This is a genomic window from Qipengyuania sp. R86523 (assembly GCF_044596365.1).
GTDB classification, from domain to species: domain Bacteria; phylum Pseudomonadota; class Alphaproteobacteria; order Sphingomonadales; family Sphingomonadaceae; genus Qipengyuania; species Qipengyuania citrea.
The window spans coordinates 698,687-724,836 of record NZ_CP138997.1; the positions used below are offsets into that span (position 1 = coordinate 698,687).

Annotated in this window: 21 protein-coding genes; 7 read left to right on the forward strand and 14 right to left on the reverse strand. The window is 66.1% G+C overall.

Features of this window, described 5'->3' with window-relative positions:
- Nucleotides 1-46: 46 nt before the first annotated feature.
- The 5 genes from SJY12_RS03425 to SJY12_RS03445 all read right to left on the reverse strand — a co-directional run bounded on the left by SJY12_RS03425 (nucleotide 47) and on the right by SJY12_RS03445 (nucleotide 6,857).
- On the reverse strand, nucleotides 47-1,453 hold the full coding sequence (locus tag SJY12_RS03425; protein ID WP_397505993.1) for an NAD(P)H-dependent flavin oxidoreductase: 1,407 nt from the start codon (nucleotides 1,451-1,453) through the stop codon (nucleotides 47-49).
- Between the two features lie 27 nt (nucleotides 1,454-1,480).
- Complete coding sequence (locus SJY12_RS03430; protein WP_397506638.1) at nucleotides 1,481-2,155, reverse strand: class I SAM-dependent methyltransferase; 675 nt, start codon at nucleotides 2,153-2,155, stop codon at nucleotides 1,481-1,483.
- A 65-nt stretch (nucleotides 2,156-2,220) separates the two neighbouring features.
- Nucleotides 2,221-3,348, reverse strand: coding sequence for a peptide chain release factor 2 (gene prfB, locus SJY12_RS03435; protein ID WP_397505994.1), 1,128 nt, complete (start codon nucleotides 3,346-3,348; stop codon nucleotides 2,221-2,223).
- Between the two features lie 83 nt (nucleotides 3,349-3,431).
- Entirely contained in the window at nucleotides 3,432-5,930 is a 2,499-nt protein-coding gene (locus SJY12_RS03440) for a penicillin-binding protein 1A (protein WP_397505995.1), read from the reverse strand.
- Nucleotides 5,931-5,993: 63 nt separating this feature from the next.
- Nucleotides 5,994-6,857, reverse strand: a complete 864-nt coding sequence (locus SJY12_RS03445; RefSeq protein WP_397505996.1) for an N-acetylmuramoyl-L-alanine amidase — start codon at nucleotides 6,855-6,857, stop codon at nucleotides 5,994-5,996.
- 449 nt (nucleotides 6,858-7,306) lie between these two features.
- On the opposite strand from SJY12_RS03445, the gene SJY12_RS03450 reads away from it, so the two are divergent.
- On the forward strand, nucleotides 7,307-10,045 hold the full coding sequence (locus SJY12_RS03450; RefSeq protein WP_397505997.1) for a ribonuclease E/G: 2,739 nt from the start codon (nucleotides 7,307-7,309) through the stop codon (nucleotides 10,043-10,045).
- Nucleotides 10,046-10,084: 39 nt separating this feature from the next.
- Here the strand turns inward: SJY12_RS03450 and SJY12_RS03455 are convergent, their stop codons facing one another.
- Entirely contained in the window at nucleotides 10,085-10,714 is a 630-nt protein-coding gene (locus tag SJY12_RS03455; protein WP_050601212.1) for a class I SAM-dependent methyltransferase, read from the reverse strand.
- Nucleotides 10,715-10,820: 106 nt separating this feature from the next.
- On the opposite strand from SJY12_RS03455, the gene SJY12_RS03460 reads away from it, so the two are divergent.
- The gene (locus SJY12_RS03460) at nucleotides 10,821-11,891 is read left to right on the forward strand and encodes a phosphoribosylglycinamide synthetase (protein ID WP_397505998.1); all 1,071 of its coding nucleotides are present in this window, start codon (nucleotides 10,821-10,823) and stop codon (nucleotides 11,889-11,891) included.
- A gap of 6 nt (nucleotides 11,892-11,897) precedes the next feature.
- Complete coding sequence (locus tag SJY12_RS03465; RefSeq protein ID WP_397505999.1) at nucleotides 11,898-13,085, forward strand: sugar-transfer associated ATP-grasp domain-containing protein; 1,188 nt, start codon at nucleotides 11,898-11,900, stop codon at nucleotides 13,083-13,085.
- Here the strand turns inward: SJY12_RS03465 and SJY12_RS03470 are convergent.
- Entirely contained in the window at nucleotides 13,082-13,810 is a 729-nt protein-coding gene (locus SJY12_RS03470; protein ID WP_063506489.1) for an SDR family NAD(P)-dependent oxidoreductase, read from the reverse strand. The genes SJY12_RS03465 and SJY12_RS03470 overlap by 4 nt on opposite strands.
- A 210-nt stretch (nucleotides 13,811-14,020) precedes the next feature.
- Here SJY12_RS03470 and SJY12_RS03475 point away from each other — a divergent pair, with 210 nt between their 5' ends.
- The 4 genes from SJY12_RS03475 to SJY12_RS03490 all read left to right on the forward strand — a co-directional run bounded on the left by SJY12_RS03475 (nucleotide 14,021) and on the right by SJY12_RS03490 (nucleotide 17,181).
- Nucleotides 14,021-14,803, forward strand: a complete 783-nt coding sequence (locus SJY12_RS03475; protein WP_050601208.1) for a succinate dehydrogenase iron-sulfur subunit — start codon at nucleotides 14,021-14,023, stop codon at nucleotides 14,801-14,803.
- Nucleotides 14,803-15,270 carry a PaaI family thioesterase gene (locus SJY12_RS03480; protein WP_063511146.1) on the forward strand — a complete coding sequence of 156 codons (468 nt, stop codon included), beginning with the start codon at nucleotides 14,803-14,805 and terminating at the stop codon, nucleotides 15,268-15,270. Before SJY12_RS03475 ends, SJY12_RS03480 begins: the two co-directional genes overlap by 1 nt.
- Complete coding sequence (gene zapE / locus SJY12_RS03485) at nucleotides 15,267-16,379, forward strand: cell division protein ZapE (RefSeq protein WP_397506000.1); 1,113 nt, start codon at nucleotides 15,267-15,269, stop codon at nucleotides 16,377-16,379. The genes SJY12_RS03480 and zapE overlap by 4 nt, the downstream gene beginning before the upstream one ends.
- A 103-nt stretch (nucleotides 16,380-16,482) precedes the next feature.
- Entirely contained in the window at nucleotides 16,483-17,181 is a 699-nt protein-coding gene (locus SJY12_RS03490) for a pirin family protein (protein WP_397506001.1), read from the forward strand.
- On the opposite strand, the gene SJY12_RS03495 is transcribed toward SJY12_RS03490, so the two are convergent.
- From SJY12_RS03495 to SJY12_RS03525, 7 genes are read right to left on the reverse strand one after another with little or no spacing between them, the layout of a single operon-like run.
- Complete coding sequence (locus tag SJY12_RS03495; RefSeq protein ID WP_397506002.1) at nucleotides 17,178-19,076, reverse strand: XrtA/PEP-CTERM system amidotransferase; 1,899 nt, start codon at nucleotides 19,074-19,076, stop codon at nucleotides 17,178-17,180. The two genes, SJY12_RS03490 and SJY12_RS03495, sit on opposite strands and share 4 nt — an antisense overlap.
- Nucleotides 19,077-19,086: 10 nt before the next feature.
- Nucleotides 19,087-20,076: an exosortase A gene (gene xrtA, locus SJY12_RS03500; RefSeq protein WP_397506003.1), complete on the reverse strand. Its 990-nt coding sequence runs from the start codon at nucleotides 20,074-20,076 to the stop codon at nucleotides 19,087-19,089.
- On the reverse strand, nucleotides 20,066-21,289 hold the full coding sequence (locus SJY12_RS03505; protein ID WP_397506004.1) for a TIGR03087 family PEP-CTERM/XrtA system glycosyltransferase: 1,224 nt from the start codon (nucleotides 21,287-21,289) through the stop codon (nucleotides 20,066-20,068). The genes xrtA and SJY12_RS03505 overlap by 11 nt, the downstream gene beginning before the upstream one ends.
- Nucleotide 21,290: 1 nt before the next feature.
- Nucleotides 21,291-22,352, reverse strand: a complete 1,062-nt coding sequence (locus SJY12_RS03510) for a FemAB family XrtA/PEP-CTERM system-associated protein (protein ID WP_397506005.1) — start codon at nucleotides 22,350-22,352, stop codon at nucleotides 21,291-21,293.
- Nucleotides 22,349-23,218 carry an XrtA system polysaccharide deacetylase gene (locus SJY12_RS03515; protein ID WP_397506006.1) on the reverse strand — a complete coding sequence of 290 codons (870 nt, stop codon included), beginning with the start codon at nucleotides 23,216-23,218 and terminating at the stop codon, nucleotides 22,349-22,351. The genes SJY12_RS03510 and SJY12_RS03515 overlap by 4 nt, the downstream gene beginning before the upstream one ends.
- A 16-nt stretch (nucleotides 23,219-23,234) precedes the next feature.
- Entirely contained in the window at nucleotides 23,235-24,470 is a 1,236-nt protein-coding gene (locus SJY12_RS03520) for an AAA family ATPase (protein ID WP_397506007.1), read from the reverse strand.
- 13 nt (nucleotides 24,471-24,483) lie between these two features.
- Entirely contained in the window at nucleotides 24,484-26,148 is a 1,665-nt protein-coding gene (locus tag SJY12_RS03525; protein WP_397506008.1) for a preprotein translocase subunit YajC, read from the reverse strand.
- Between the last annotated feature and the right edge of the window lie 2 nt (nucleotides 26,149-26,150).

Sequence of the window (26,150 nt, forward strand, 5' to 3'; positions counted from 1 at the left end):
GCCCCGGCCCGAAGGCCGGGGTGAAGCGGATCCGGTATTGTAGGGCCTAGTCGCCGGTCAGGATGCGCTCGACCAGTTCCTGCACCGTGGGGGTGTAGTTGTTCGAATAGAACGGGTCCTGCTTGAAGCGGTAGGCCGCGTGGCCGGCGAAAGCGAGGTTCTCGTCCGGGTCGCCGCCATGCGCGATGTCCTGCAGCGTTTTCTGGATGCAGAAGCTGCGCGGATCGGCGAGCCGCCCGGTGGTGTGGTTGTCGTGATCCTTCCAGCTCGAGAACTGGCAGTGCGACAGGCAGCCCATGCAGGCCTGCTGGTCGGCGCGGATCTGCTCGGCGCTTTCGGGAGTGGTGAACACCACCGTGTCGTCGGGCGTCTTGAGCGCTTCGGTAAAGCCCTCGTGCATCCAGGCCTGCGCCTTGCGCTGGTCGCCGGGGTGAACGAAGAAATATTTCGCCTTGCCGTGATCGGCCAGCGGAATGGTCCCTTCCTCCTCGTCGCGCTTGAAGATCGGGATCTGCCGCTCGCTGCGATGCATCAGATCGTAGAGGAACGGCGTCTTCACCGCGCTGGAATAGAAACCGGTCGGGCTGAACTTGTGCAGCGCTACGTCGCCCGGCTCGACCGTGCGCAGCATGTCCTTCCACACATTGGGGATCGGGCTTTCCTGCGTCAGCAGCGGACGCGTGCCGAACTGGAACATGATCTTGCCCAGCTCGGGATTGTCGATCCAGTCGTTCCATTCGCGCAGGAACCACACGCCGCCAGCCATGACGATGGCAGTGTCTTCGGACACGCCTTCCTTGCGCATCGTGTCGCGCAGCGCGGCAACGCGCGGATAGGGATCCTCGGGCTTGGCCGGGTCCTCGGCGTTGGACAGGCCGTTGTGCCCGCCCGCCAGCCAGGGGTCTTCATAGACCACTGCCGCCATCAGGTCGGGGACCTTGGAATAGCTGCGCTTCCACAGCGCACGGAACGCGCGCGCCGAGCTGACGATGGGCAGGTAGTGGACATTGTGCTTCGCGGCGATTTCCGCGAGCTTGTAGGGCATGCCCGCGCCGCAGGTGACGCCGGTGACGAGGCCGGGGCAGTTCTCGAGAATGCCTTCGAGGACCTGCTGCGCGCCGCCCATTTCCCACAGCACGTTGATGTTGATCGCGCCCTTGCCGCCCGAGATTTCGTGCGCGCGCTTGACCTGTTCGGTGCCGCCTTCGATGCCGTAGCGCACCAGCTGTTCGAAGCGTTCGACGCGGGTCGCCTGCGGATAGACCTGCGGGATCGGGTTGCCGTCCTCGTCATAGCTGTCGGCATTGACCGCGCTGACGGTGCCGATGCCGCCCGCGGCGGCCCAGGCACCCGAACTCAGGTGATTGGTGGCGGACACGCCCTTGCCGCCTTCGACCAGCGGCCAGACTTCCTTGCCGCCATAGCTGATCGGCTCGAGACCCTTGAAACTCATAAACTCAACGCTTTCTCTGCTTTTGTCTTATGCAGGCCGTTCGGCCCTGGCGCCTAGCGCGGCACGATCGCCGCGACAGCGCTCTATCTCTCCGGGAGCGGGTCTCGTAGCGGCTGCCTTGAACTGTGCATAGTACCCCGCCAGTTCGGGCGCGTCCTTGAAAGCCACCAGCTCGTAACCGACCGCTTCGAATTCGCAGCTCAGCAGCAGCGGGTCGATCCCGTGCTGGTCGGTCGGCCGGTCGATATCGACGACGACCACCTGCCCGCCCTCACGCAGCGCGGGCCACATCCGCCAGAGGAATTCATAGGGGCTTTCGATCTCGTGGTACATGTGGACCATGAAGATGCGATCGAAACTGGCGGCGGGCAGCATCGGATCGGCCAGTTCGCCCTGCCGGATCGAGACGTTTTCGAGCCGGTAGCGCTCGATCCGGCGGGCTAGCCGGGTCAGCGCTGCGCCATCGATATCCTGCGCCAGCACGCGGCCGTCATCGCCGACGCGTTCGGCCAGGCGAACGGTGTAATAGCCATTGCCCGCGCCGATATCTGCCACGGTCATGCCCTCGGCGATCTCGGCAAGCTCCATCACCGTGCTCGCCTCGCCGCGGCTGTCGCGCTGGTCTTCGGTCGAGAACTGGTTCGACCCCAGTTCGGACACCGGGCGGTCGGGTTCCGGGAAGCGCGGGCCGTCATCGGCCATTCGCGCATTGCCCTCGCAGCCGGCCAATGCCGCCGCGACCAGCAGGGTCGAGAGGAGGCGGTGCCTCACTCGGTATCCTCTACCTCGACCTTCTCGCCGGTCACCCGCTGCGCCAGCGCGGCCGAGATGAACGGGTCGAGCGCGCCGTCGAGCACGTCGTCGGGCGTGGGCGACTGAACGCCGGTGCGCAGGTCCTTCACCATCTGATACGGCTGCAGCACATAGGACCGGATCTGGTGCCCCCACCCGATGTCGCTCTTTTCCTGGTATTCGCCCGAAGCGGCCGCCTCGCGTTCGGCCATCTCGCGTTCGAACAGCCGCGCTTTCAGCATGTTCATCGCGGTGGCGCGGTTCTTGTGCTGGCTGCGGTCGTTCTGGCTGGCGACGACGATGCCGGTGGGCTGGTGGGTGATACGGACGGCGGAATTGGTCGTGTTGACGTGCTGCCCGCCCGCGCCGCTGGCGCGGTAAGTGTCGATCTTGAGGTCGGCGGGATTGATCTCGATGTCGATGTCGTCGTCGATCACCGGATAGACCCACACCGAGCTGAAGCTGGTGTGGCGCCGCGCCGAGCTGTCGTAAGGGCTGATCCGCACGAGCCGGTGAACGCCGCTTTCGGTCTTGGCATAGCCATAGGCGTTCTCGCCCTTGATCAGCAGCGTCGCGCTCTTGATCCCGGCCTGGTCGCCCGCGGCATATTCGACCGTTTCGACCTTGAAGCCGCGCCGTTCGGCCCAGCGCGCATACATGCGCAGGAGCATGTCCGCCCAGTCCTGGCTTTCGGTGCCGCCCGCACCGGCGTTGATCTGCAGATAGGTATCGGAGCCGTCGGCTTCGCCCGAAAGCAGCGCCTGGACTTTGTCGCGGTCGGCGCGGTCGGCCAGCCCGGCGAGCGAATCGAGCCCTTCACGCTCGACCTCGGCATCGCCTTCGGCTTCGCCCATCTCGACGAACTCGATCGCATCGGCCATCTCGCTCTCGATTTCGCGCACCGTGTTGATCGCGGTTTCGAGGCGTTTCTGTTCCTGCGTGATCGCCTGCGCCTGCTTGGGATCGTCCCACAGGGTGGGGTCCTGGACGCGCGCGTCGAGTTCGTCGAGCCGGCGCAGCGCCTGCTCCCAGTCGAGCGACTGGCGCACCAGCGACAGCGCGGCTTGGATACGGTCGATATGGGCCTGCCCTTCGGCACGCATAGGAAATTCCTTCGGATCTGCTTGGACCTGCCCCTAATATGCGCAGGGCGATTGTAAAGTGCAGCGGCGGCGGGACGCGTGCGTCAGTAGATGCCGCCCTGGTCCTCGACGAAATCGTTGGGCTGGTCGCCGCCATCGCGCGCGCGCGCCGATAGCGCCCCCTGCCGGCCGCGGCGGATCAGCTCGAGAATCTCGTTGCGCTTGGCGGCGATCGCATCGCTGCGTGTCGCCCGCGGCGGTTCGGTGTCGGGCTTGAAGACTTCCCAGATGATCGAAGCGGTGGGCTCGTTCGACGGGGTTCCTTCGAACACGCGCTTGCCGCTGCGGCGGTCGATCTTGACCATCCGCACGCCCGGCGGGGCTACGAAATCCTCGGCCTGCCAGCGATCCGGAGTGGCTTCGACGAAGCGCTTCATGATCGTGGCCGCGGTATTGCCGCCCTGCACCCAGCCGCCCAGATTGCGCGGCTGGTCGAAGCCGACGTACATGCCGGCGATGATTTCGGGCGAGCCGCCGACGAACCAGGCATTGGTCGGGCCATTGGTGGTGCCGGTCTTGCCGAACAGCGGTAGGTCGAGGCTGCGCAGGCGGACCGCGGTACCGCGGGTGACCACGCCCTGCAGCATGTGGACCATCTGGAACGCGGTGCGCGGGTCGAGCACCTGCTTGCCCGACACGTCGAAGCGCGGCATCGGTTGCCCGTCCCATTCGGCCATGTTGCATCCCGAACAGTTGCGCGTGTCGGTGCGGAAGATCACCTTGCCGTCGCGGTCCTGGACGTAATCGATCACCGAGCCCGGGTTCTGCCGGCCCCAGTTGGCCAGCGCGGCATAGGCGTTGACCATCCGCGCCACCGTGGTGTCGCCCGCGCCCAGTGCGAAGGAATAATAGGGTTCGTAGGAGCCGATGCCGAGCCGGTCGATCGTCTTGATCACATTGTCCATTCCGGCATCGTCGGCGATGTGGACCGTCATCAGGTTGCGGCTCTGTTCGAGGCCCCAGCGCAGCGTATGGACACCGCCCCCGCCGCCGCCGAAGTTGCGGAAGCATTTCTCGCCCAGATTGGCGCCCTGCCAGACACAGAACGTCTGGTCGGGCACCTGCGTCGCCGGGGTCATTCCCTGGTCCAGCGCGGCGGCATAGACGAAGGGCTTGATCGTCGACCCCGGCTGCCTCAGCGCCTGCGTCGCGCGGTTGAAACTGCCGAGCCGGCTGTCGAAGCCGCCCTGCATGGCGAGCACCCGGCCGGTTTGCGGCGCTTCGGCAAGGAACGCGCCCGAAACCTCGGGAACGCCGCGGATCGCATAGCCCCCGCCCGACCTTGCCGCGGCGACCACATCGCCTGGCTTGAGCGACGAGGGCCCGCCCGACAGCGCGAATTCCTCGCCATCGGAAAAGCCGATCCGCCCCGGCGCTGTCACCACGCCGACGCGCCAGTCGCGATAGTTGATCCCGATGTTGGACGAAGCGAGCTGCGCGGTAAGATCGCCATTGTCGGGATTGAGCGTGGCAATCGGCCCGGTAAACCCGCGATTGCCGTGATAGCTGATAAGCTGCGCCCGCAGCGCGTCGCGCGCGGCATCCTGCAGTTCGACATCGAGCGAGGTGCGCACCCACAGCCCGCCCGAATAGACGCTGTTGCGGCCATCGTCGGCGGTTTCGCCGAACTGGTCGATCAACTGGCGGCGGACTTCCTCGAGGAAATACCCCGCATCGGCCGAACGCGTCCGTTGCTGTTCGACCAGCCCCAGGCCCATCCGTTTGGCCGCTTCGGCCTCTTCCGACGCGACGAAATCGTTCGCCACCATCTGGTCGAGCACGAAATTGCGCCGCACGATCGCCATGTCGCGATACCGTTCGCGGCCATAGCGCTCGGGGGCCTTGGGCAGGATGGCAAGGAAGGCCATCTCATGCAGGTCGAGATCGCCGACATCCTTGTCGAAATAGGCGCGCGCTGCCGCCTGCACGCCGAAACTGCGCCGCCCCAGCGGAATCTCGTTGAGATAGAGTTCGAGGATTTCCTCCTTCGTCAGCACGCTTTCGATGCGCGTGGCGAGGATCATTTCCTTCAGCTTGCGGGTCACCGAATATTCGTCGCCCAGCAGCAGGTTCTTGGCGACCTGTTGGGTGATCGTCGACCCGCCGACCGCGCGTTCGCCCGACCCGAACTTGGTCGCATAGTCGATCACTGCATTCGCCGTGCCGGTGATATCCACCCCGCCATGGCTGAAGAATGTCTTGTCCTCGGCCGACAGGAACGCCTGCGTCAGCCGCTCGGGGAAATCCACATACTGCAGCTGAACGCGCCGTTCGCGCGCATAGGTGCTGACGATTTCGCCGTCGATCCCGCGCACTACCGTGGGCAGCGGCGTTTCATATTCCAGCAGCAATTCGGCATCGGGCAGGTTGCGACCCAGCGTCGCCCAGGCGAGCAGGATGGCCACCACCGCGAAGCCGCCGAGATAGCTGAGCACGCGCAGCTTGCGATTGTGCGACCAATTGTCACCGAACCACGCGATCAGCCGCTTGGGATCGCGGCTGATACGGTAGCGATAATATTGCAGGGCGGCTTGTTCTGGCATGATAGTGCGGGGGCCTCTAGCATGGTCATTCTGCAAATCGCCAGAACGAACAGCGTGGTGGGATCAGCTTTCTTGCTGGCGGGCGAAATAGCTGCGGATCGCCCGCGCCATGACTTCGGCGAAACGCGCCCGCCCCTCGGGCGACGCCAGGCGGCGCGCGTCGTCTTCATTGGTGATGAAGCCGCTTTCGAACAGCACCGATGGCACGTCGGGTGCGCGCAGCACCTTGAGCGCGGCCGATTTGCGCGCTTGCGGATGGAACCGGATCGCCCCTTCGGCCTCGCGCTGGATCAGCCGGGCGAAGGCGTCCGACTGCTCCTGCGTACGGCGCTGCGACAGTTCGACCAGGATCGTGCTGACGACGTCGCTTTGCGCGCCGACATCGGTCCCGTTTATCCGGTCGGACGCGTTCTCGCGTTCGGCGAACAGCGCGGCGGCCTCGCTCGATGCCTTGTTCGACAGCGTGTAGATGCTCGCCCCGGTCACCTCCGCCGCCTCGCCCGCGCTGTCGGCATGGATCGACAGGAACAGGTCGGCATCGAGCCGGCGGGCGATATCGACGCGTTCGGCATGGACGAGATAGCGATCGTCATCGCGCGTCAGCGCGACCCGCACCCGGCCCTCTTCCTCCAACCGGTCGCGCAGCGCGCGGGCGAGACCCAGTACGATCGTCTTCTCGCGGTACCCCTGCCCCGAGGCCCCGGGATCGTGTCCGCCGTGACCGGCATCGATCACCACCAGCGGTAGCCCCGCGCGGCCCGCGACCTCGGGCAGGTCGGCGGGCCTGTCGACGCGCGGCAATTCCACCCGCAGGACATAGCTGCGCCCCATTTCGGGCACGGGTATGCGCTGCGCCGAAACGACCAGCAGCGCCACTGCGGCGAGCGGCAAGAGGATGAGCAGGAGGATTTGCGCCCGGATCGACATTGGCTGCATGGTTACGGCCTTGTTGCCGAATGACGCAATATGGTTGCCGTGTGAAACCCACGGTGCTAGCGACATGTCATCGGTTTCCCGGTGCCTCCGATCGGCGCGAACAATGCGCGACGAAGAGGGTCACATGGAAAAACCGTGGTTTTTCAGGCCGCAGCGGCAGTCCCGCTCAGGCCCAAGTCAATACAGGTTGATGCCGGACATGGCCCGTTACTCCCCGACATTCGCAGCACTGGCGCAAGCCCGTGCAGCCGTGTCGGGTCGGACAGCGCAGAAACAGCGCGCGGCCACTCCCGCAGTCACGAATACCCGGCCTCCTGCACCAGCAGGGCGCGGCCGGTTCGCAAACACCGCGATGCCCCAGGAGGGCCGCGGATTTTCCAACATAAATCGCCGCGCTTTTGCAGGGTCATCCCTGCCCCGACGCGGCTGGAGACAGATACATGGCAACGCGCATGCTTATCGATGCGCGCCACCAGGAAGAAACCCGGGTGGCGGTGCTCAAGGGCAACCGGATTGAAGAATTCGATTTCGAATCTGCCGATCACAAGCAGATCAAAGGCAATATCTACCTAGCCAAGGTTACACGGGTCGAACCGTCGCTGCAGGCGGCCTTCGTGGATTTCGGTGGCAACCGCCACGGCTTCCTCGCCTTCAGCGAGATCCACCCCGACTACTACCAGATCCCCAAGGAAGATCGCGAAGCGCTGCTCGAAGCCGAGGCCGAAGCTGCCGAGGAAGAAGCGCGGCTGCGTGAAGAGGAAGAAGACCGCGGCGAAATGCCCGGCAACGAATACGACGCCGACGACGAAAGCTCCGAAGCGCTTGCCGAAGACCTCGCCGAAGACGGGCTCGAGGAAGTCGACACCTCCGACAAGGACGATGTCGCCACGATCGAGGAAGGCCATCTCGACGGCAATGAGGACGACGACGATTCGGATGACGAGGGTTCGGACGATGACGACGACAAGTCGCGCGGACGCGGCCGTGGTCGCCGCCCGCGTGGCCGCCGCCAGAACGGCAAGGGCCGCGCGCGGACCAAGGAAGTCGACGAAGCGCGTGCCAAGCGCATGGCGCTGCGCCGCCGCTACAAGATCCAGGACGTCATCCAGCGCCGCCAGGTGCTGCTCGTCCAGGTCGTCAAGGAAGAACGCGGCAACAAGGGCGCAGCGCTGACCACTTATCTCAGCCTGGCCGGTCGCTACACCGTGTTGATGCCCAACAGCAGCCACGGCGGCGGGATTTCGCGCAAGATTTCCAGCGCATCGGACCGCAAGCGGCTCAAGCAGGTCGTCAGCTCGCTGAGCCTGCCGCGCGCCATGGGCCTGATCGTGCGCACCGCCGGGCTCAGCCGCACCAAGACCGAGATCAAGCGCGATTTCGACTATCTCGCACGGCTGTGGGACGAAATCCGCGAACGCACGCTGTCCTCCAGCGCGCCCGCGCTGATCCATTCGGACAGCGACCTGATCAAGCGCGCGATCCGCGACATCTACAATCGCGAGATCGAGGAAGTCGTCGTCGAGGGCGAGGAAGGCTACAAGCTGGCCAAGCAGTTCATGAAACTGCTGATGCCCAGCCACGCCCGGCGCGTGAAGCAATATTCCGACCCGGTGCCGATGTTCCAGCGCTATGGCGCCGAGGATCAGCTCAAGGCGATGTACGACCCGATGGTCCAGCTCAAGTCTGGCGGCTATCTAGTCATCAACCCGACCGAAGCGCTGGTTTCGATCGACATCAACTCGGGCCGCTCCACCAAGGAGCACAATATCGAGCAGACCGCGCTGCACACCAATCTGGAAGCCGCGCGTGAAATCGCTCGCCAGCTGCGGCTGCGCGACATGGCCGGGCTCGTGGTCATCGACTTCATCGACCAGGAGCACCATTCGAACACGCGCAAGGTCGAACGCGCGATGAAGGATGCGCTCAAGAACGATCGCGCGCGGATCCAGGTCGGCCGGATTTCCAGCTTCGGCCTGATGGAAATGAGCCGCCAGCGCCTGCGCACCGGCGTGCTCGAGGCGACCACGCGCGAATGCCCGCACTGCGATGGCACCGGGCTGGTCCGCACCGCGTCGAGCGCGGGTCTTTCGGCGCTGCGCCTGATCGAGGACGAGGCTGCCAAGGGCAAGGGATCGGTCATTCGCCTGGCCGCCAGCACCGAAGCCGCGGTCTATCTCCTCAACGAGAAGCGCGCCGATCTGATGGAGATCGAACAGCGCTACCACGTGACCGTCGAAGTCGTGCCCGAGGGCGAAGACGAAGGCGCCAAGATGGTGGTGTCGAGCCACGGTCCCAAGCCGAAGGACGCGCCGCGATTCGATCCGATCGTCCATGAGCAGGACGAGGACGACGACGAAGAAGAAACCGCCGAGGAAACTGCCGAAAACGACGGCGACGGCGAGAACGACGATGATCGTCCGCGGAAGAAGCGTCGTCGGCGCCGGGGCGGCCGTGGTCGCAACAAGAACCGTTCGCAGGATGACGACCGGGACGACAATGACGATGACAATGGCGACGACGGCAATGACGACGCCTCATCGGACAATGACAATGACGATGGCGACGACGGTGACGACAGTGGCAAGAAGCGCCGCCGTCGCGGTGGACGCCGCCGGGGTGGACGCGGCCGTGGCCGGAACGCTGACGAGGTGAACGCCGAAGACGCGCAGAACCTCGAACAGGTGTCGGAAGCCGTGGTCGACGACATGGCAGTCGTCGCCGGTCCGAGCGATTCCCCCGAAACGGCCGAAGCCGCCGCGGAAGAGGAAGAAAAGCCCAAGCCCAGGAAGCGGGCACCGCGCAAGAAGAAGGCCGACACCGAAGCGGCTGATCCGGCGACCGGCGAGGACGAGGCCGAAGCCAAGCCCGCGCCGAAAAAGCGGGCCCCGCGCAAGAAGAAGGCAAATGCCGAAGCCGGTGATCCGGAAACGAGCGAAAGCGAGGCCGAGGCCGAAGCCAAGCCCGCGCCCAAGAAGCGGGCTCCGCGCAGGAAGAAGGCGGAAGCCGAACCTGCCGCCGATGCCGCAGTGGAACCGGCCGCCGAGGCCCCCGCGGAACCGGCGCCCCAGCCCGCCCCTGCTCCGGCGCCTGCGCCCGAAGCTACGGAACAGCCGGCCCCGGCCGCTGAAGCCCCCAAGCCCAAGCGGGGCTGGTGGCAGCGGACTTTCGGCGACGAATAAGGACCTCGAGGGTCGGCGAGCCGCTGCGCTTGCCGGCCCTCAGGCCTTGCGCGCCACGCCCCATTCCATCCACCCCAGCACGCGCGGCGCCTTGTCGAGATAGGCCTGGCCCAGCGGTTCGACCGCGAAACCGGCACCGCGCAGCGCCGCCCCCACGGGGCGCGTCAGATTGCAGCCACCCGCCAGCGGTTTCCACAGTGGTTCGAGCCGCTCCTGCCACAGCGCCACGCCCGCATCGGGCGCGCGGCCGTGTTCGAGGAACAGCAGGCGGCCGCCCGGTGCCAGCACGCGGCGCATTTCGGCCATGACCCGCGCCGGATCATCGACCGAGCATAGCGTATAGGTGCACACCACCGTATCGAACGAGCCATCGGGAAACGGGATGTCTTCCCCCGCGCCCTGGCGGATATCGACCGGCCATCCGCGCGCTTCGGCGCGCTGGCGCGCCCGGGCGAGCAATTTTCCATGCGGATCGATCCCGGAAAAGGCGGTAACCCTGTCGTGATCGTAAAGCGCCTGGTTCAATCCGCCGCCGCAGCCCAGTTCGAACACCCTGCCGCGGGCGAGCGGGACGATGGCACGGCGGCGGTCTTCGATCCCCGGCTGGCCGCAGGCGCGCGTAATGAGCCGCGGCATCACATGCGCATCGTACCAGCGCTTCAACCCCATCGCGCGCTCCTCAGCCGCTTTTCCTGCCGCAAGGCTATCGCTTAACGATAATCCGGCAAGCACAAAATTCGTGACCGGCCCCGGGCCTGCGCCTAAAGCGCGGCGCATGAGCAACAAGATCGACCTGTTCCGCATCCCCGCCGCCGACAAGGAGCGGCTGCGCGTCCTGTTTCTGGCAAAGCACGCCGAATCCGGCGGATCGCTGCATGGCGAGGACGGCAACCATGCGGTCTATCACCACGAAGTGCTGACGACGCTGCGCGCCATCGGCCTCGACGTGACCCCCGCGAGCGACTTCACGGCACTGTTCGGTCCGACCGATCACGACTTCCTGTTCACACTGCTCAACCGGGCCGGCTATCCGATGAGCGAGATGCTCGGCCCGCTGCTTGCGCAGCGCATCGGCCTGCCCGCGCTCGGTGCCTCCCCGATCCTGCGCGGCCTGTCGGATGACAAGCATCTGATGAAGACGGTGGCAGTGGCGCGCGGCGTGCCGGTGGCACCGTGGCTGATCGCGCGGCGGGGATGCCAGTGGATCCCCTATCCCGACTTCGCTTTCGAACGGCTGGTGGTCAAACCCAATGCGTCTTCCGCCAGCTGGGGGGTAAGCATGCCGACCGACTGGGAAACCGCCAAGAACGACATCGCCAAGCTGCATGCCGAGGGGCATGACGTGATCGTCGAACGCTACGAGGGTGCCTATGACGTGGTGGTCCCCGTCCTTGGCGGAGCCGAACCGATCCTGCTGTCGACCATGCGCTTCGAAATGCCGGGCGATGAAGGCAATTTTCGCTCCTACGAGGAAAAGCGCGGGCTGTCCGAAGGTCCGAAGGAACGGCTGGTGGCGATGAAAAACCCGGTCATGACGCGCAAGATCCGCGAATACACACGCGCCATGCTGCCCGAACTGTGGCCGTTCGATTACGGACGTTTCGAGTTCCGTTATACTCCGACGACCGGCGAAGTGCTGTTCATGGAGGTCAATCTGTCGTGCAACCTGTGGTCGAAGAAGACCGTCTCGGGCGCGGCGCAACTGGCCGGGCTGACGCATGCCCAGCTGATCGAGCATATCGCGGCCTACAGCATGGACCGGCAGGGAGTGATCACGGCAGAACGGGTGCCGTTCGACCTGGCGATGATGCCCGAGGATGTCGGCGGCGAAACCATCGAAGTCTGACCCGCCATGCACCCCGCCGAACTCGCCTATTACGCCAAGAAGGCGTTCGCGCTGTTCCCCGGCGGGGCCGAAGCCGCCAGCGCCCCGGCCTTCGCTGCGCATTACGAGCGCCGCCGCCGCAGCCGGTCACCGGCGCGCGCAATGCTCGACCGGGGCATCGCGCGGGGCTTTGCCGCGTGGCTGCCATCACGAACCCGCGCTGTCGCGTGCAAGTACGGCATGGATGCGCAGTGGGAACGGCAGGCGCTGGCAATCGCGCGCGAACGCTTCGTCGATCCCAACGACATTGCGCTGTTCCGGATCGAGCGGCCCGAGGAGCTCGATCACTATATCCGGCGGTTCGAGGATGCGGGTTTCAACAAGATCATCAACTCGCTGGGATGGAGCCGCGCCTGCGTGCTGGTCGACAAGGCGGCGTTCTATCGCCGCTGCGCGGCGCACGGCCTGCCCCATCCCGCCGTGCACGTGGTCTACGATCGCGAAGTACGCGATTTTCGCCCCGCCCGCGGACACCCGCTGATTGCCAAGCCCACGCACGGCGAAGGCGGCCGCGGTGTCGCGCTGCTCCCCCATGCCGTGTCCGATATCACCGGCCAGGCCGCCTTCGCCCAGGCGATCACGCCCTATGTCGATGACCGGCAAGTGTGGGTGATCCAGCGCGCACTGGGCAACCACGCAGCGCTGGCGGACTATGCGATGGATGCCCTGGCGACTGCGCGGCTCACCACGATGCGCAATGAGACGGGAGAACCCGAACTGGTCAGCACCGTGCTTCGCGTGCCTTCGCTGCGCGGCCCGGTGATCGATAACATGAAGGCGGGCGGGCTGATCATGCCGGTCGATTTCGAAACCGGGCGCGCGGGTACCGCCTGCAAGGGCTATGGTGGCGGCGATTACGAATGCCATCCGGTCAGCGGCGCGGCCTTTGGCGATCTGCAGCTGCCCGATTGGGAAAAGGCCGTGGCGCTCGCCTGCCGCGCGCATGCCGCGGCGTTCCCCGAATATACGCTTATCGGCTGGGATATCGCGTTCACGCCCGACGGGCCGATGGTGGTCGAAGGCAATGCCAAGCCCGGGGTGCTGATGCCGCAGCGCAGCGGCCGCAAGGGTCTGGCAGGCCAGCGCTATGGCGAATTGCTCGCCTTCAATCTCGAGCGTGCCGAAACCGGGCGGGCGGGCGCGTTGGCCGCCTAGGCCGGAACGGCTTCGCCCTTCCAGTCGAACACGCCGCCGCTGTCCGCCACCGTCAGCCCGTCGATGACATTCAGCAGGTTGTCCGCCGCATCGGCGGGCCGGGTCAGCTGTCCCGCGGGTAGATTGGCCTGGAAGGGTTCGGACAGCGCCGAATCCACCGTGCCCGGATGCAGACCTGCCACGATCGCCTGCTTGTGCGTCCGGCCCAGCTCGATCGCAAAATTCTTGAGCAGCATGTTGAGCGCGGCCTTGCTGGCACGGTAGCTGTGCCACCCGCCGATGCGGTTGTCGCCGATCGATCCGACCCGCGCCGACAGCGCGGCGAAGACGCTGCGGCGGTCGCGCGGCAAGAGGGGCAACACGTGCTTGGCCACCAGCGCGGGGCCGATGGTGTTGAGCCGGAACACCTCGTCCATCGCCGCGCCGTCGATCTGCTTGTAGCTGCGTTCGGGGCCCGAGCCATCGGCCAGTGTCAGCACACCGCTCGCGACCACTACCAGATCGGGGGGCGCGTCGGCCATCGCGCCAGCGGCGGCGGCGATCGAGGCTTCGTCGGACAGATCGAAGCGAAAGGCGCGCAGGGCGGGGTCGGCTGCCGTGCCCGAACGGCTTCCCGCCCATACCTCGACGCCGCTTTCCGCCAGCCTCGTGGCCAGTGCGGCGCCGATACCGCCGCTGGCGCCGAAGATCGCGGCACGCCGAAAGGGGTTTCCTACATTCATCATACCGATCTAGACCTCCGGCAACCGCTCGTGGTTCCCTCGAATTCACCCGATTACCGGGCTTTTGACGCAAGAAAGCGTTTTCGCTCTGGACCGTGTAACACCCGGTCCATGTTGTAGGACACCCGTTGCAGGATTTGCGTCATACATGGCCTTGCACCAAGCGCCCGAACCGCTAGATGGGTTTCGCAAAGCAACAGGACTGACAGCGTAATGGCGACCTTCACCCTTCCCAAGAATTCGAAGATCACCGGCAAGAGCCGCACTCACAAGGCTGAAGGCGGCGCGCGCATCCGCAAGTTCAAGGTCTATCGCTACGATCCCGACAGCGGTGAGAATCCGCGCTACGACACCTTCGAGCTCGACCTCGACGATTGCGGCCCGATGGTCCTCGATGCCCTGTTCAAGATCAAGAACGAGATCGACCCGACGCTGACCTTCCGCCGTTCGTGCCGCGAAGGCATCTGCGGTTCGTGCTCGATGAACCTCAACGGTAAGAACGGTCTCGCCTGCACCACCGCGATCGAGGATCTCAAGGGCGAAATCCGCATCACCCCGCTGCCGAGCATGGACGTGATCAAGGACCTCGTGCCCGACTTCACGCATTTCTATGCGCAATACGCCAGCATCCGTCCTTGGCTGCAGACCGTCTCGACCACGCCCAGCGGTAAGGAACGGCTGCAGTCGCCCGAACAGCGCGAGAAGCTCGACGGATTGTACGAGTGCATCCTGTGCGCCTGTTGCTCGACCGCCTGCCCCAGCTACTGGTGGAATTCGGACAAGTTCCTCGGCCCGGCAATCCTGCTGCAGGCCTATCGCTGGCTCGCCGACAGCCGCGACGAGATGACCGGTGAACGGCTCGACCAGCTGGAAGACCCCTTCCGCCTCTATCGCTGCCACACGATCATGAACTGCGCGAATGTCTGCCCCAAGGGCCTGAGCCCCGCCAAGGCAATCGCCGAAACCAAGAAGATGATCGCCGAACGCGCGATCTGATGGCTCTGCGCGACGAGGTATTCGACCATGGCCCCGACCCGGAAAACCCCGGCTGGCGGCACTGGAACCTGAAGGACGAAACGCTGTTCAACGGCGCGGTGATGGGCAAGCTCATCACCCGGGTGGACGATGACGGGAAGGCGCGGCTGCGCATGTTCCCCGAACGGCGCCACCAGAACCTGCAGGGCATCATCCACGGCGCGGTGACGCTGTCGCTGATCGACATTTCGCTGTTCACCACCATGCACAATATCGGCAGCGGCAATGCCGGACCCTCGGTGACGGTCGAGCTGTCGACCCAGTTCGTAGGCGGCGGCAAGCCCGACATGCCGCTCGACGCGGTGTGCGAGATCGTCCGCGAGACGGGCAGCATGGTGTTCGTGCGCGGCACGGTGGTCCAGGAAGACCATGCGGTCGCCAGCTTCTCGGGCATCGTCAAGAAGATCAAGCCCCGCGCCGCCGCGTGACCGGAATGCTCGCCCGCTATGAGCGGCTCGTCTCGGCGGGCGAATTGCAGGCCGATCCCGACCAGCGCCGTGCCGCCCAGCGGCTCGACCGGCTGCAGAAGGACCTCGAGGCAGATAGCTCGGGCGGGCTGCTCGCACAGCTGTTCAAGCCGAAGAAGGCGCGGCCCGAGGGCGTCTACATGTGGGGCGGCGTCGGGCGCGGCAAGTCGATGCTGATGGACCTGTTCGTCGAGACGCTGGGGATCGCCGAGAAACGCCGCGCGCATTTCCACGAGTTCATGCTTGAGGTCGACCGGCGGATGCGCGAACGGCGGACCAGCGATCCCGGCGATCCCACCGGCAAGGTTGCGCGCGATATCGCGGCCGATGTGCTCTGCCTCGCCTTCGACGAGATGGTGGTGAACAACACCGCCGATGCCGCGATCATGGCGCGGCTGTTCACCGCGCTGATCCGCGACGAGGGCGTGACCGTGGTCACCACCAGCAACCGCCCGCCGCGCGATCTCTACAAGGACGGGCTCAACCGTTCGCTCTTCCTGCCCTTCATCGACCTCGTCGAGGACGAAATGGATGTGCTCCCGCTCAACGGTCCGACCGATTACCGGCTCGACCGGCTGGGCGATATCGCGACGTGGCACGCCCCGCTGGGCGAGGAGGCGACCGCGCAGGTGCGCGAGGCCTTTTTCCGCCTCACCGATTACGCGCCCGAGGATGCCGAACACGTTCCCAGCGCCGAACTGGACCTGGGCGGCGGGCGGACGATCCACGTGCCCAAGAGCCTCAAGGGCGTGGGCGTGTTCAGCTTCAAGCGGTTGTGCGGCGAGAACCGCGGAGCGGCGGACTATCTCGCGATCGCTCATGCCTATCACACCGTGATCGTGGTCGGCGTCCCCGCCATGTCGCCCGACAACCGCAACGAGGCGATCCGCTTTACCAAGCTCATCGACGCACTCTACGAGAACGGCGTCAAGCTGTTCGTCACCGCGGCGGCCGAACCCGAAGACCTCTACACCGCCGGCGACGGCGCGTTCGAGTTCGAGCGCACGGTCAGCCGCCTCAAGGAAATGCAGAGCGCGGATTACATGGCGCGGGGTCACGGCGCCGACTAGCCGGGCCGCAAGGCAGTTACATCGGTGTTTCTTGACGGCTTTCGCGCCGCCCCCACATCGCCCGCATACCGGCGTCAACACCCCGCCGATGTGAGACTGAACCATGATCGATATCCGACCCTTCGCCACGCTTGGCCACGCCGACCACGGCTGGCTCGACGCGCGGCACCATTTCAGCTTCGCCAATTACCACGACCCCGACCGGATGGGCTGGGGCAGCATCCGCGTGTGGAACGACGACACCATCGCGGCGCAGAGCGGCTTTCCCCCGCACCCGCACCGCGACATGGAAATCGTCACCTTCGTGCGCAGCGGGGCGATCACGCACCGCGACAGCCTCGGCAATGAAGGCCGCACCGCCGCCGGCGATGTGCAGGTGATGAGCGCGGGCACCGGCATCACCCATGCCGAGATGAATCTCGAGGACGAAGCGACGACGCTGTTCCAGATCTGGATCATTCCCGATCGGCAGGGTGAGCAGCCCGGCTGGGGCCAGCGAGAGTTTCCCAAGGCCACGCGCGAAGGCGGCTTCGAAGTGCTCGCAAGCGGCGATGCCGAAGCGGATGACGCGCTGCCGATCCGGACGGATGCGAAGGTCGCCGCGGCGACGCTGGCGAAAGGCCAGAGCGCGGTCTGGAACACTTCGGGCGAACGCCACCAGTATCTGGTCGCGCCCAAGGGTCGGGTCACGGTCAATGGCCGGGAAGCGCAGCCGCGCGACGGGATTGCCGTGACCGGCGAGAGCGAAATCGTGGTCGAGGCGCTCGACGATGCCGAAATCGTGCTGGTCGACGCGCGCTAGGCGCTGGGGGCGAGATGGCGGAGCGATCGCTCCAGCATCAACAGCTGCCACAGCACCCGGCCATGGTCGCTGCGGCCGGAAATATGGTCGTCCGCGAGGCGTGACAGCGCCTTGCGGGCGAACCATCCGCTCCCGGTCAGCAATTCGCTCGAGGCGACTGCCCTCGCCTCGCCCGCCAGCGGACCGCGGAACCACTCCGCCAGCGGGGTCACGAAGCCCTGTTTGCGGCGATAGAGGATGTCTTCGGGCAGATACCGCTCCATCGTGTGCTTCATCAGCCATTTGCCGGTGGTGCCGCGCAGGCGCTGGCGCTGCGGCAGCCGCGCCGCGAACTCGATCAAGCGGTGATCGAGCAGCGGCTCGCGCGCCTCCAGTCCCGCCGCCATGCTCGTCCGATCGGTCTTGGTCAGGATGTCGCCCGGCAACCAGAACTTGAGATCGGCATATTGCGCCCGGTCGAGCCCGCTGCGCGCAGGAGCATCGCGCATCGTTTCCTCGAAAGACTGTTCGGCGCGGTACTCCCCGCGTTCGCGGAGCATGGTATCACCATACAGCGCCTTGCGCTGCTCGGGCGCCAGAATGGCGAGCGCACGCGCGTAGCCGGCCTCACCGCCCGCCGAAAGCGCCAGCAAAGTGGATTTGGCGCGCAGCGGTCGCGGGGCCCAGTCGGCCTTGGGCCACACCTTCCCCAGCGAACCGAACAGCGGCTGGCGCAAGGTGCGGGGCAGCACCGAGCGTGCCTGTTCCTCGCGCGCGTGGAACATCTGCCGGCGGTACCCGGCGAACGCCTCGTCGGCCCCGTCGCCCGACAGCGCCACGGTGACATGCTCCCGCGCCAGCTGGCATACGCGCAAGGTCGGCAGCGCGCTGGCGTCGGCGAAGGGTTCGTCGAAGATTGCCGCGATGCTGTCGATCGCATCGAACTGGTCGGCCGATACGATGCGTTCGTGGTGATCGGTGGCGAACAGCTCGGCCACCTGCCGCGCGTATCGGGTCTCATCCACGCTTTCGACATCGAAACCGATCGAGCAGGTGGTCACGGGGCTGTTGCTGGCCTCGCTCATCAGCGCGACGACCGACGAGCTGTCGACACCGCCCGACAGGAATGCCCCCAGAGGGACGTCGGCGACCATCCGGCTGCCAACGCCTTCGCGCATGCGGTGCAGCAGCTGCGCCGACAGGTCGCGCGTGCCGCCCTTTTCACGCTCGGCGAAGGACACGTCCCACCACTGCCGCTGCGGCTCCGGCGTACGCCCATGTTCGAGCAGCAGGAAATGGCCCGCAGCGAGCTTCTCGACGCCTTTCAGGACGCTGCGGTGATCGGGGACATAGCCCCAGGTCATGTAATCTTCGATCGCCAGCGGATCGATCGTGCGGCGCAGCAGCGGATGGGCAAGCAGGCCCTTGAGCTCGCTCGCGAAGGCCAGTGCACCGCCTTCGAGCCGCGCGAGATAAAGCGGTTTGACCCCCAGCCGGTCGCGCGCGAGGAACAGCTGGCGCCGGTCGCAGTCATAGAGCGCGAAGACGAACATTCCCTCGAGGCGGTGGAGGCAATCGGGGCCCCATTTCCGCCAAGCGGCAAGAATGACCTCGGTGTCGCCATCGGTATGGAACTGCGCGCCGTCCTGGATCAGTTCGCGCCGCAGTTCGCGGTAATTGTAGATCTCGCCATTGAAGACGATAACCGCGCGCCCGTCGGCGGAATGCATCGGCTGCGGCGAACCTTCGAGGTCGATGACCGACAGCCGGCGATGTCCCAGCCCCACTCCGGGCGCGGTCCATACCCCGCTGCCGTCGGGTCCGCGATGCGCAAGCGCATCGGCCATCCGTTCGACCCGCCTGGGATCGACCGGCTTGACCGTTTCGTAATGGAAAATCCCCGCGATGCCGCACATGCGGGGCTGCCTAGACCAGCCGCGCGGCGACGGCAAAGCATCCTGCGGCAAGCAGGATCGCGGCAAGGACGAGATTACGGTCTGCGCCCGGCCCTTCCCACCGAGCGACATGCGGCAGTGCGGCGATCCCGGCGGCGGTCCAGCCAGCCTCTTCCGGTTCGCGCTCGAACCAGCGCCAGGCCGCCCCCAGCACCAGCGCCAGCACCAGCGCGAAGAAAAACCAGCCGTAGACGATATGGTCGAACCCGCCAGCGGCTTCGGCGCCGACATATTGGGCAAGGAAGATCGTCGCCCAGGCGCGGATGCCATTGGCGATGATCGGAACGACGACACAGGCGATCAGGAACCACGCCCTGCGGTTCCAGCTGGCGAAACAGGTATGCGCGACCAGCAGCCCCAATGCGAGCATGGCGACGAGGAACTTCACGCCCGAGCATTCCTCGGCAACGATGAACAAGCCCGCGGGCGTATCGATGAGAATGCCGCTCGCCACCGTTTCGATACCGCTCCACCGGGTCAGCGCGGTGGCGATTTCCGCAGTGACCATCTGCAACGGGGGAATGATCTCGTCGCCGAACGGCACCAGCACGAAGGCATAGGCAAGCGGAAAGGCCAGCACGAGCCCGGCGCGCAGGCCCCACAGCGCCAGCACGGCGCCTTGCAATGCCATCACCGCCCCGCCCTGCGCGATGGTGTTGATCGCGATCTCGCGGCCCACGAACCAGACGGCGAGGCCCAGCACCAGCCATGCGAGCCCGGGCCCCCAGCCCCGCAGCCCGGCCCGCGCCAGTTCGTCGCGCCGGATCCACCCGAGCCACGCAATGATCGGCGGAACCAGCAGGATATGGCTATAGGTGTCGATGTTCCACCACTGATGTACCATCGCGCGCCATTCCGCGAATGTCAGCGCCACCAGCACGAGCGCGGCGAGCGCCAGCATCGCCCCGGGTATGGCGAACGCGCCCTTGCGCGTGGCAGCTGCGGCCGGACTACGGAGCATCGTGCGGCGCGCCCGCGCAGACCAGGATTTCGCTCAATGCCCGTTCCACGCTTTCCCAGCTCATCTCGTCGATCACGAACTTGCGGGCCGCCTGTCCCATCTCCTCGGCCCGGGGCGGATCGCCCAGCAGGCCCGTGATCCGGGCGAGCACCGCTGCGCCCTCGGCAGGAGCAATTGCGAAATGGCATCCGTCCCGTGCCTCTATGCCGGTCGCGGCCCCCGGCGTCAGCACCACCGGGCGCGCCATTGCCATCGCCTCGAGCACCTTGTTCTGTACCCCCCGCGCGATCAGCAGCGGCGCGACGACGAGGTCGGCCGATTTGAGGAAGGGTCGCACGTCGGGAACTTCGCCCCAGACCCGGACGCCGTTTTCGCCATGCCGTCTGCTCAGCACGGGCACCGGGGCGCGGCCAACGATATGCAACCGCGCACGGCTGTAGACACGGCGCAGATCGGGCATGACGTTGTCGATCAGCCACTGGGCCGCCGCGACATTGGGAGCGTAGTCCATCTGCCCGGTGAACACGAGCTGCGGATCCTCGCCCTCGTCGAGATCCTGCTGCCGGGCGACGGTTTGCGGATCGAATATCTGCGCGTCGATCCCGTTGCCAAGGACCAGGCATGTGGCTGCACCGGGATCGACCAGCCGCGACGTGAACAGTTCCACCTCGTGCCCGCTGATGAGCAGCACCCGGTCGGCGCGCGCGGCAATGCGTTCCTCTTCGCGCGCGAGCAGCCGGCCCTCGCGCCGGTTGAGCCAGACGCGCCGCCCGGCATCGGCATAGGCTTCGAACTTCGCGCTATCGACATCGCAGAGGTCGACGATCACCCGTCCGGTGAAGCTGTCGGGCACATATTGGGCCATCTGTCCCGAAAAGACGAAGATCGTCTCGATCCGGTGATTGCCCAGCGTCTTGGCGACATAGCGGTGCATCGCGGCATCGTCGAATGCGGTGAGGCTGACCGGCTTGCGTTTCAGCACTGCCTCGGCCCCGGCGAGCGCCAGCGGCTTTTTGCGTTCGATCAGCGCATGGGTGCGCGCCAGCGCGGCGAGCGCCGATTTCTGCGCAAGGTCCGTCTCGGTCTCGCCGAAGGTGCCGACATGGACCGGCCCGCGCTTAACCAATGCCCGCAGCAGATGGTGCGAACGGATCTTGTCCCCGCGGTCGGGCGGGAACGGCACGCGGTGCGCCAGGAACAGTGTTTCGCCCATGCTAGCCAAGCCCGCGGGCGATCCACGGCCCCAGGCGGTTCGCCACCGGCAAGGGGAGCCGCTTCCACAGCGCGATCTTCGCCGAATAGCCGGCATCGGTCGGATCGATATTGCGCGGCGCGGTGCCCGGCGGCGACCATTCGTAATAGGTCAGCGGCGCGGGCTTGAAGCCCCAGTTCTTCTTGAACGCATAGGGCCCGCTGCCGGTTTTCGAGCGGCCGAAATCGAACCTCGTGCACCCACGCCGCCGGGCGTGGGTCATCAGTTCGTAATACATGCGCTCGTTTGCCCTCAGTCCGCGCGCGCTCCATGTGCCGCCGCCCCAGAAGGGCATCACTGTTTCCCGGTGATAGAGCGAGAGCACACTGGCCACGGGAAGTTCCCCCTGACGGACGGTAAGGATATCGGCGTCGTCGCCAAACCGGTCGAGCACGGCATCGAACAGTGTCCGCGGAAACACGGGCGTGCCGAGGTTGCGGACGCTCTGTGCATAGACCGCATAATGCGCGGCGCGGTCGGTCTCGGCGGTGCCGGTGGTAACCGTCAGATCGTACTTGAGGCCCTTGCGAACCTCGGCGCGCGCCTTGCGCGGGATGGCCAGCAGCTGCGCCTCGTCATCGGCCGCGAGCTCGGCGGCGAAATTGGCGTGCTTGCCGCTTATCGTGGTCCAGTCCACCGGCGCGCTTCCCCCGCGCAGTTCGACGCTGGCCGCGCAAAGGCGGCCGGCCAGTTCCTCTGCCGCGCGGCACAAGCGTCGTGCATCGTCGTCCCGCGCTGCCAGCACGCCGCCACCGACCCCGAAGCCACTGGAAACGAGCGCGCGGCCGAACAGCGGTGAATGCACGTCGCTGAGTGGAAGCCAGCCCGCCAGGCGGCCTCCGCGTTCGGCGATCAGGCCGCGCGCGCTGTTGCCCGTGCCGTGCGCGATGGCCTGCAGCCACAACGGACGATGGAAGACGTCCCCCTCATTCGTTGCGACGAATGCCTCGATCGCTTCCGCTTCGCCCCGATCGGCAAGGTCTGCCTCGCGTATGACGGGAGTGTGCACCATCGGGGCGTTCATGCCGCCCAGTCCAGGCTCCGCGGCTGTTCGCGCGCGGCCAGCGCGTCCATCCGCCCCCATTCGAAATCGCCCAGCAGGCCGGACAGCTTGCCCGCCATTTTAGACAGATTGGTATAGTGGCGCAGTCGCGATCGCAGCGGCGCGCCCGCTACGCGCGGTTGGCCGGGATCGATTTCCCACGGGTGGAAATAGAACACCGCGGGGTGTCCTTCGCGGTTCACCTGCCGGATCGCCCAGCGGCTGAATCCATAGGGCAGGACACGGAAAAAGCCGCCGCCGCCCGCCGCCAGACGTTTCCCGCGCAGCATTGCGGTCGTCACCGGGATTTCGACGAGATCGCTTCCGGAAACCGGCGCGAAGGCAAAACGCGGCGCCTCAGGCCAGCCATAATGGTCGTGGACCACCGGTGCGACCGATGACGAATAGGCATAGCCGTGTTCCGCCAGCACGTCATGCGCCCACGCATTGCGCGAATCGATCGAGAAGCTCGGCGCCCGGTATCCGGTGATCGCCTGCCCGCCCGCATCCTCCAGAATGGCGCGGGCGCGCATGAGGTCGGCGGCGAATTCATCACGGCTGAGCGTGAAGACGCGCGTGTGGTCATAGCCATGGCTGGCAAGTTCGTGCCCGCGATCGACGATGGCGCGCATTGCGGCGGGGTTGCGTTCGGCGACCCACCCCAGCGTGAAGAAGGTCGCCTTGACCCCGGCTTCATCGAACAGGTCGAGGATGCGCGCGACATTGTCGCCCACGCGCAGTTCGAGCGCGTCCCAGTCGCTGCGCGCGATGGTGTTCTCGAACGCGCCGACCTGGAACCAGTCTTCCACATCGACCGACAGGCCGTTGACGACGGTAATCTCGTTCAACGCACCCTCCCCGGCATCACGCTGCGGCGCGCGAACCCTGCGATTCGAAATAGTCGATCATCATCGCGAGCACATGCCGCAGCGAGCGCTCCTGCTCGTCGAGGCGCGCCTCGATGGCCGACAGGCGCTCGCCAGTGTCACCAGACGCTTCGCCTGCCGCAGGCGCCTTGGCGAGCTTGTCCACTTCCTCGCGCATGGCACGCAGATGCTTGTCGCGTTCGGCGAAGGCAGCTTCGATCGCCTGGATCTGGTGATCGAGCAAGCCGGTCTGCTGCGGATCCGCACCGGTGGCCGCATCCGTCGCAGGCTTGCCGCCCTTCGCGCCGGTTGTCGCCGCGGTGGCTTCGGCCTGCCGCGCTTCCTGCCTGGCCCGGGCGATCGCTTCGAGCGCGCGGCCATCGCGGTCGGGCCGCGGCTTCACGACATGGTCTTCGGCCGGTGCCGCATCGCCGGACATCTCCTCGACCACCGTGTCGAGCATCTCGACATCAAGCCGGGACTTTTCCTCGACCGAACCCAGCAGCAGCAACCGGGTCATGACCTGGTTGATCTTGCGCGGAATACCGCCGGTCGCCTTGTGCAGCTTGACCCACATGCTCCCGTCGAGTTCGGGATGCTCGTCCCAGCCGACATGGCGCAGGCGATGCTCGACATAGGGTTCGATCTCGCCCGGCTGCATCGGTTCGAGATGGTGTGCGGCGATGACGCGCTGGCGGAGCTGCTCGAGCTCGTCCGAATGCGCCAGCAGCTGCTTGAACTCGGGCTGGCCGAGCAACAGCGTCTGCAGCAGCGGGTGCGAACCGAGCTGGAAGTTCGACAGCATCCGCAGTTCTTCGAGCGCGCCGATCGACAGGTTCTGCGCCTCGTCGACGATCAGCAGCGCCCGGCGGCCATTGCGCGCCTCTTCGTGCAGGAACATCTCGATCGCTGCGAGGTCGGCAGCCTTGTCGCCGCCCGCGTCGAGCCCGAAGCTGCGCGCTGCGACATGGATCATTTCCTCGCCATCGAGCGCGCTGGTCACCACTTCGCCCACGGTCATGCGGTCGCTGTCGAGCTTCTGCTTGAGATGGGCCACCAGCGTCGACTTGCCCGAGCCGACCTCGCCGGTGATGACGACGAAGCCTTCGCCCTGGTTGAGGCCGTACCCGAGATAGCTCAGCGCCTTCTTGTGCGTGACGCTTTCGTAATAGAACGCCGGGTCGGGCGTGAGCTGGAAAGGACGCTCGCTGAAACCGTAATATTCTTCGTACATCTGCGCAGTCCTATCAGAAATCGTACCGCAGGCCGAGCAGGGCCGATGCAGTGGTGAAATTGTCGGGCGCGATATCGCTGTCGAGCATCGAGATCGCCACCGCCGCGCGCGCCGAGAGATTGCGGATGACCTCTTCGCTGTAGCTGGCCGATCCGCCAATCGCGGTCACATCTTCGGCGCCCGCCGTTCCGCTTTCGAAACGGTTGGCATAGCTGTTGACCGAGAAGCGGCCGCGCTGGCCGACCGGACCAGACAAGCCGGCCGTCACGTAATAGCTTTCATCCACGAGGCCGTCGGCCAGTTCGAGCACCGTGCCGGGCGCACCGATGAATGTCCGGCGATCGTAGCCCGCGCCGATGCTGGCGGTCATGCGGCCGATCTGGCGGCTGTAGCTGCCGACCACGCCGCGGCCCCGGAAGACCGAAGAGCGGAGCGAGCCGAGCAGGCCGTCGAGGCAGCCGCTGCCGTCGATCGAGCTGACGCAGCCGGTCAGCTCGCCCGTGACCGGATCGCGCGAGACGGTGAAATCGGTGGGCAATGCGGCGAGCGAATTGTTGAGCCGGCCGCCGAATCCCTGAATGCCGTCGTAGACACCGATCTGCAAACTGCTGCGGCTGCTCGGCCGCCAGCTGAAGCTGCCGTAGAAGGTTTCGCTGTCATAGCGATGGCCGAACCGCGCTTCGAGCTGCGTCCGGCTGCTCGGCGACCATACGACCCCGACATCCCAGATGAGGCCGCTGGCTTCATAGGCGATGATCCGCGGGCTCGCCTCATCGGTAATGAAACGGCCATTGTCGCCGATGACCGGGTTGCCCGCAGCATCGCGCACCGCATCGCGGCTCGACACTTCGACGTCCTCGATGCCCGCACCCGCGACGATTGCCAGCGTCGGCGTGACGGGAACGGTCACGTCGCCGCGGACATAGGCATCGCGCACGCGCTGATCGAGGTTGGAGACATCTTCCTGGTAGTAGCCGGCACCGACCCCGAGACCGACCGGTAGCGGCTGGCCGGGCCGCGTTCCCGCGCGCACGCTGGCGCTGTGCGAAACGCTTTCGTCGAACAGGTCGGCAGCGGTGCCTGTGGCGGGGATGAAATCGGGGCTGTCGACGCGCGTATAGCCGATACGGTAGTTCGCGTTCACTTCGACATCGCCCGCGCGCGTCTGCAGCGTGGGTCCGGCATAGGCGGAGTATGTCTGGGTCGAAAGCGTATCGTCGACGATCGGATTGATCACCGAACGGCCCTGCGCATCCACGCGCGTGCTGCTGGCCAGCGCGCCCGCTTCCACCGTCAGGACGCGCGGGATGATCGAGGCATAGCCGCGCGCCACGCCGGTGATCGTGTCCGAATCGGCGCCGTTGGACTGGTGCGCGAAATTGCGTTCGTAACGCACCGACACGCTGCCGCCGTTGTTGCGCCCGGCGATCGAGGCGTCGACCCCTGCGGCAAGTTGCGTGTAGGTAACCACATCGCTGCCCGGCGATATCTGCCAGCTCGCCAGCGAATTGGCCTCGATATAGGGATCGATGCTGGTGCGCCCGCCGCCAGTGGACACGCCTTCGGCCGCGCTGCCCGCCGAACCGCTGTCGGCCCCCTGGTAGGACTGGGCCTGCAGCGGCGCGGCGCCAAACAGCGCAACAGCCGTCGCGGCGCTTGCCAGATAGGGTGTTTTCATTC

Bases quoted from the DNA above. Each gene is read 5' to 3' on its own strand.
- SJY12_RS03425 (WP_397505993.1), bottom strand. From the start codon at position 1,453: ATGAGTTTCAAGGGTCTCGAGCCGATCAGCTATGGCGGCAAGGAAGTC.
- SJY12_RS03430 (WP_397506638.1), bottom strand. From the start codon at position 2,155: ATGGCCGATGACGGCCCGCGCTTCCCGGAACCCGACCGCCCGGTGTCC.
- prfB (WP_397505994.1), bottom strand. From the start codon at position 3,348: ATGCGTGCCGAAGGGCAGGCCCATATCGACCGTATCCAAGCCGCGCTG.
- SJY12_RS03440 (WP_397505995.1), bottom strand. From the start codon at position 5,930: ATGCCAGAACAAGCCGCCCTGCAATATTATCGCTACCGTATCAGCCGC.
- SJY12_RS03445 (WP_397505996.1), bottom strand. From the start codon at position 6,857: ATGTCGATCCGGGCGCAAATCCTCCTGCTCATCCTCTTGCCGCTCGCC.
- SJY12_RS03450 (WP_397505997.1), top strand. From the start codon at position 7,307: ATGGCAACGCGCATGCTTATCGATGCGCGCCACCAGGAAGAAACCCGG.
- SJY12_RS03455 (WP_050601212.1), bottom strand. From the start codon at position 10,714: ATGGGGTTGAAGCGCTGGTACGATGCGCATGTGATGCCGCGGCTCATT.
- SJY12_RS03460 (WP_397505998.1), top strand. From the start codon at position 10,821: ATGAGCAACAAGATCGACCTGTTCCGCATCCCCGCCGCCGACAAGGAG.
- SJY12_RS03465 (WP_397505999.1), top strand. From the start codon at position 11,898: ATGCACCCCGCCGAACTCGCCTATTACGCCAAGAAGGCGTTCGCGCTG.
- SJY12_RS03470 (WP_063506489.1), bottom strand. From the start codon at position 13,810: ATGATGAATGTAGGAAACCCCTTTCGGCGTGCCGCGATCTTCGGCGCC.
- SJY12_RS03475 (WP_050601208.1), top strand. From the start codon at position 14,021: ATGGCGACCTTCACCCTTCCCAAGAATTCGAAGATCACCGGCAAGAGC.
- SJY12_RS03480 (WP_063511146.1), top strand. From the start codon at position 14,803: ATGGCTCTGCGCGACGAGGTATTCGACCATGGCCCCGACCCGGAAAAC.
- SJY12_RS03490 (WP_397506001.1), top strand. From the start codon at position 16,483: ATGATCGATATCCGACCCTTCGCCACGCTTGGCCACGCCGACCACGGC.
- SJY12_RS03495 (WP_397506002.1), bottom strand. From the start codon at position 19,076: ATGTGCGGCATCGCGGGGATTTTCCATTACGAAACGGTCAAGCCGGTC.
- xrtA (WP_397506003.1), bottom strand. From the start codon at position 20,076: ATGCTCCGTAGTCCGGCCGCAGCTGCCACGCGCAAGGGCGCGTTCGCC.
- SJY12_RS03505 (WP_397506004.1), bottom strand. From the start codon at position 21,289: ATGGGCGAAACACTGTTCCTGGCGCACCGCGTGCCGTTCCCGCCCGAC.
- SJY12_RS03510 (WP_397506005.1), bottom strand. From the start codon at position 22,352: ATGAACGCCCCGATGGTGCACACTCCCGTCATACGCGAGGCAGACCTT.
- SJY12_RS03520 (WP_397506007.1), bottom strand. From the start codon at position 24,470: ATGTACGAAGAATATTACGGTTTCAGCGAGCGTCCTTTCCAGCTCACG.
- SJY12_RS03525 (WP_397506008.1), bottom strand. From the start codon at position 26,148: ATGAAAACACCCTATCTGGCAAGCGCCGCGACGGCTGTTGCGCTGTTT.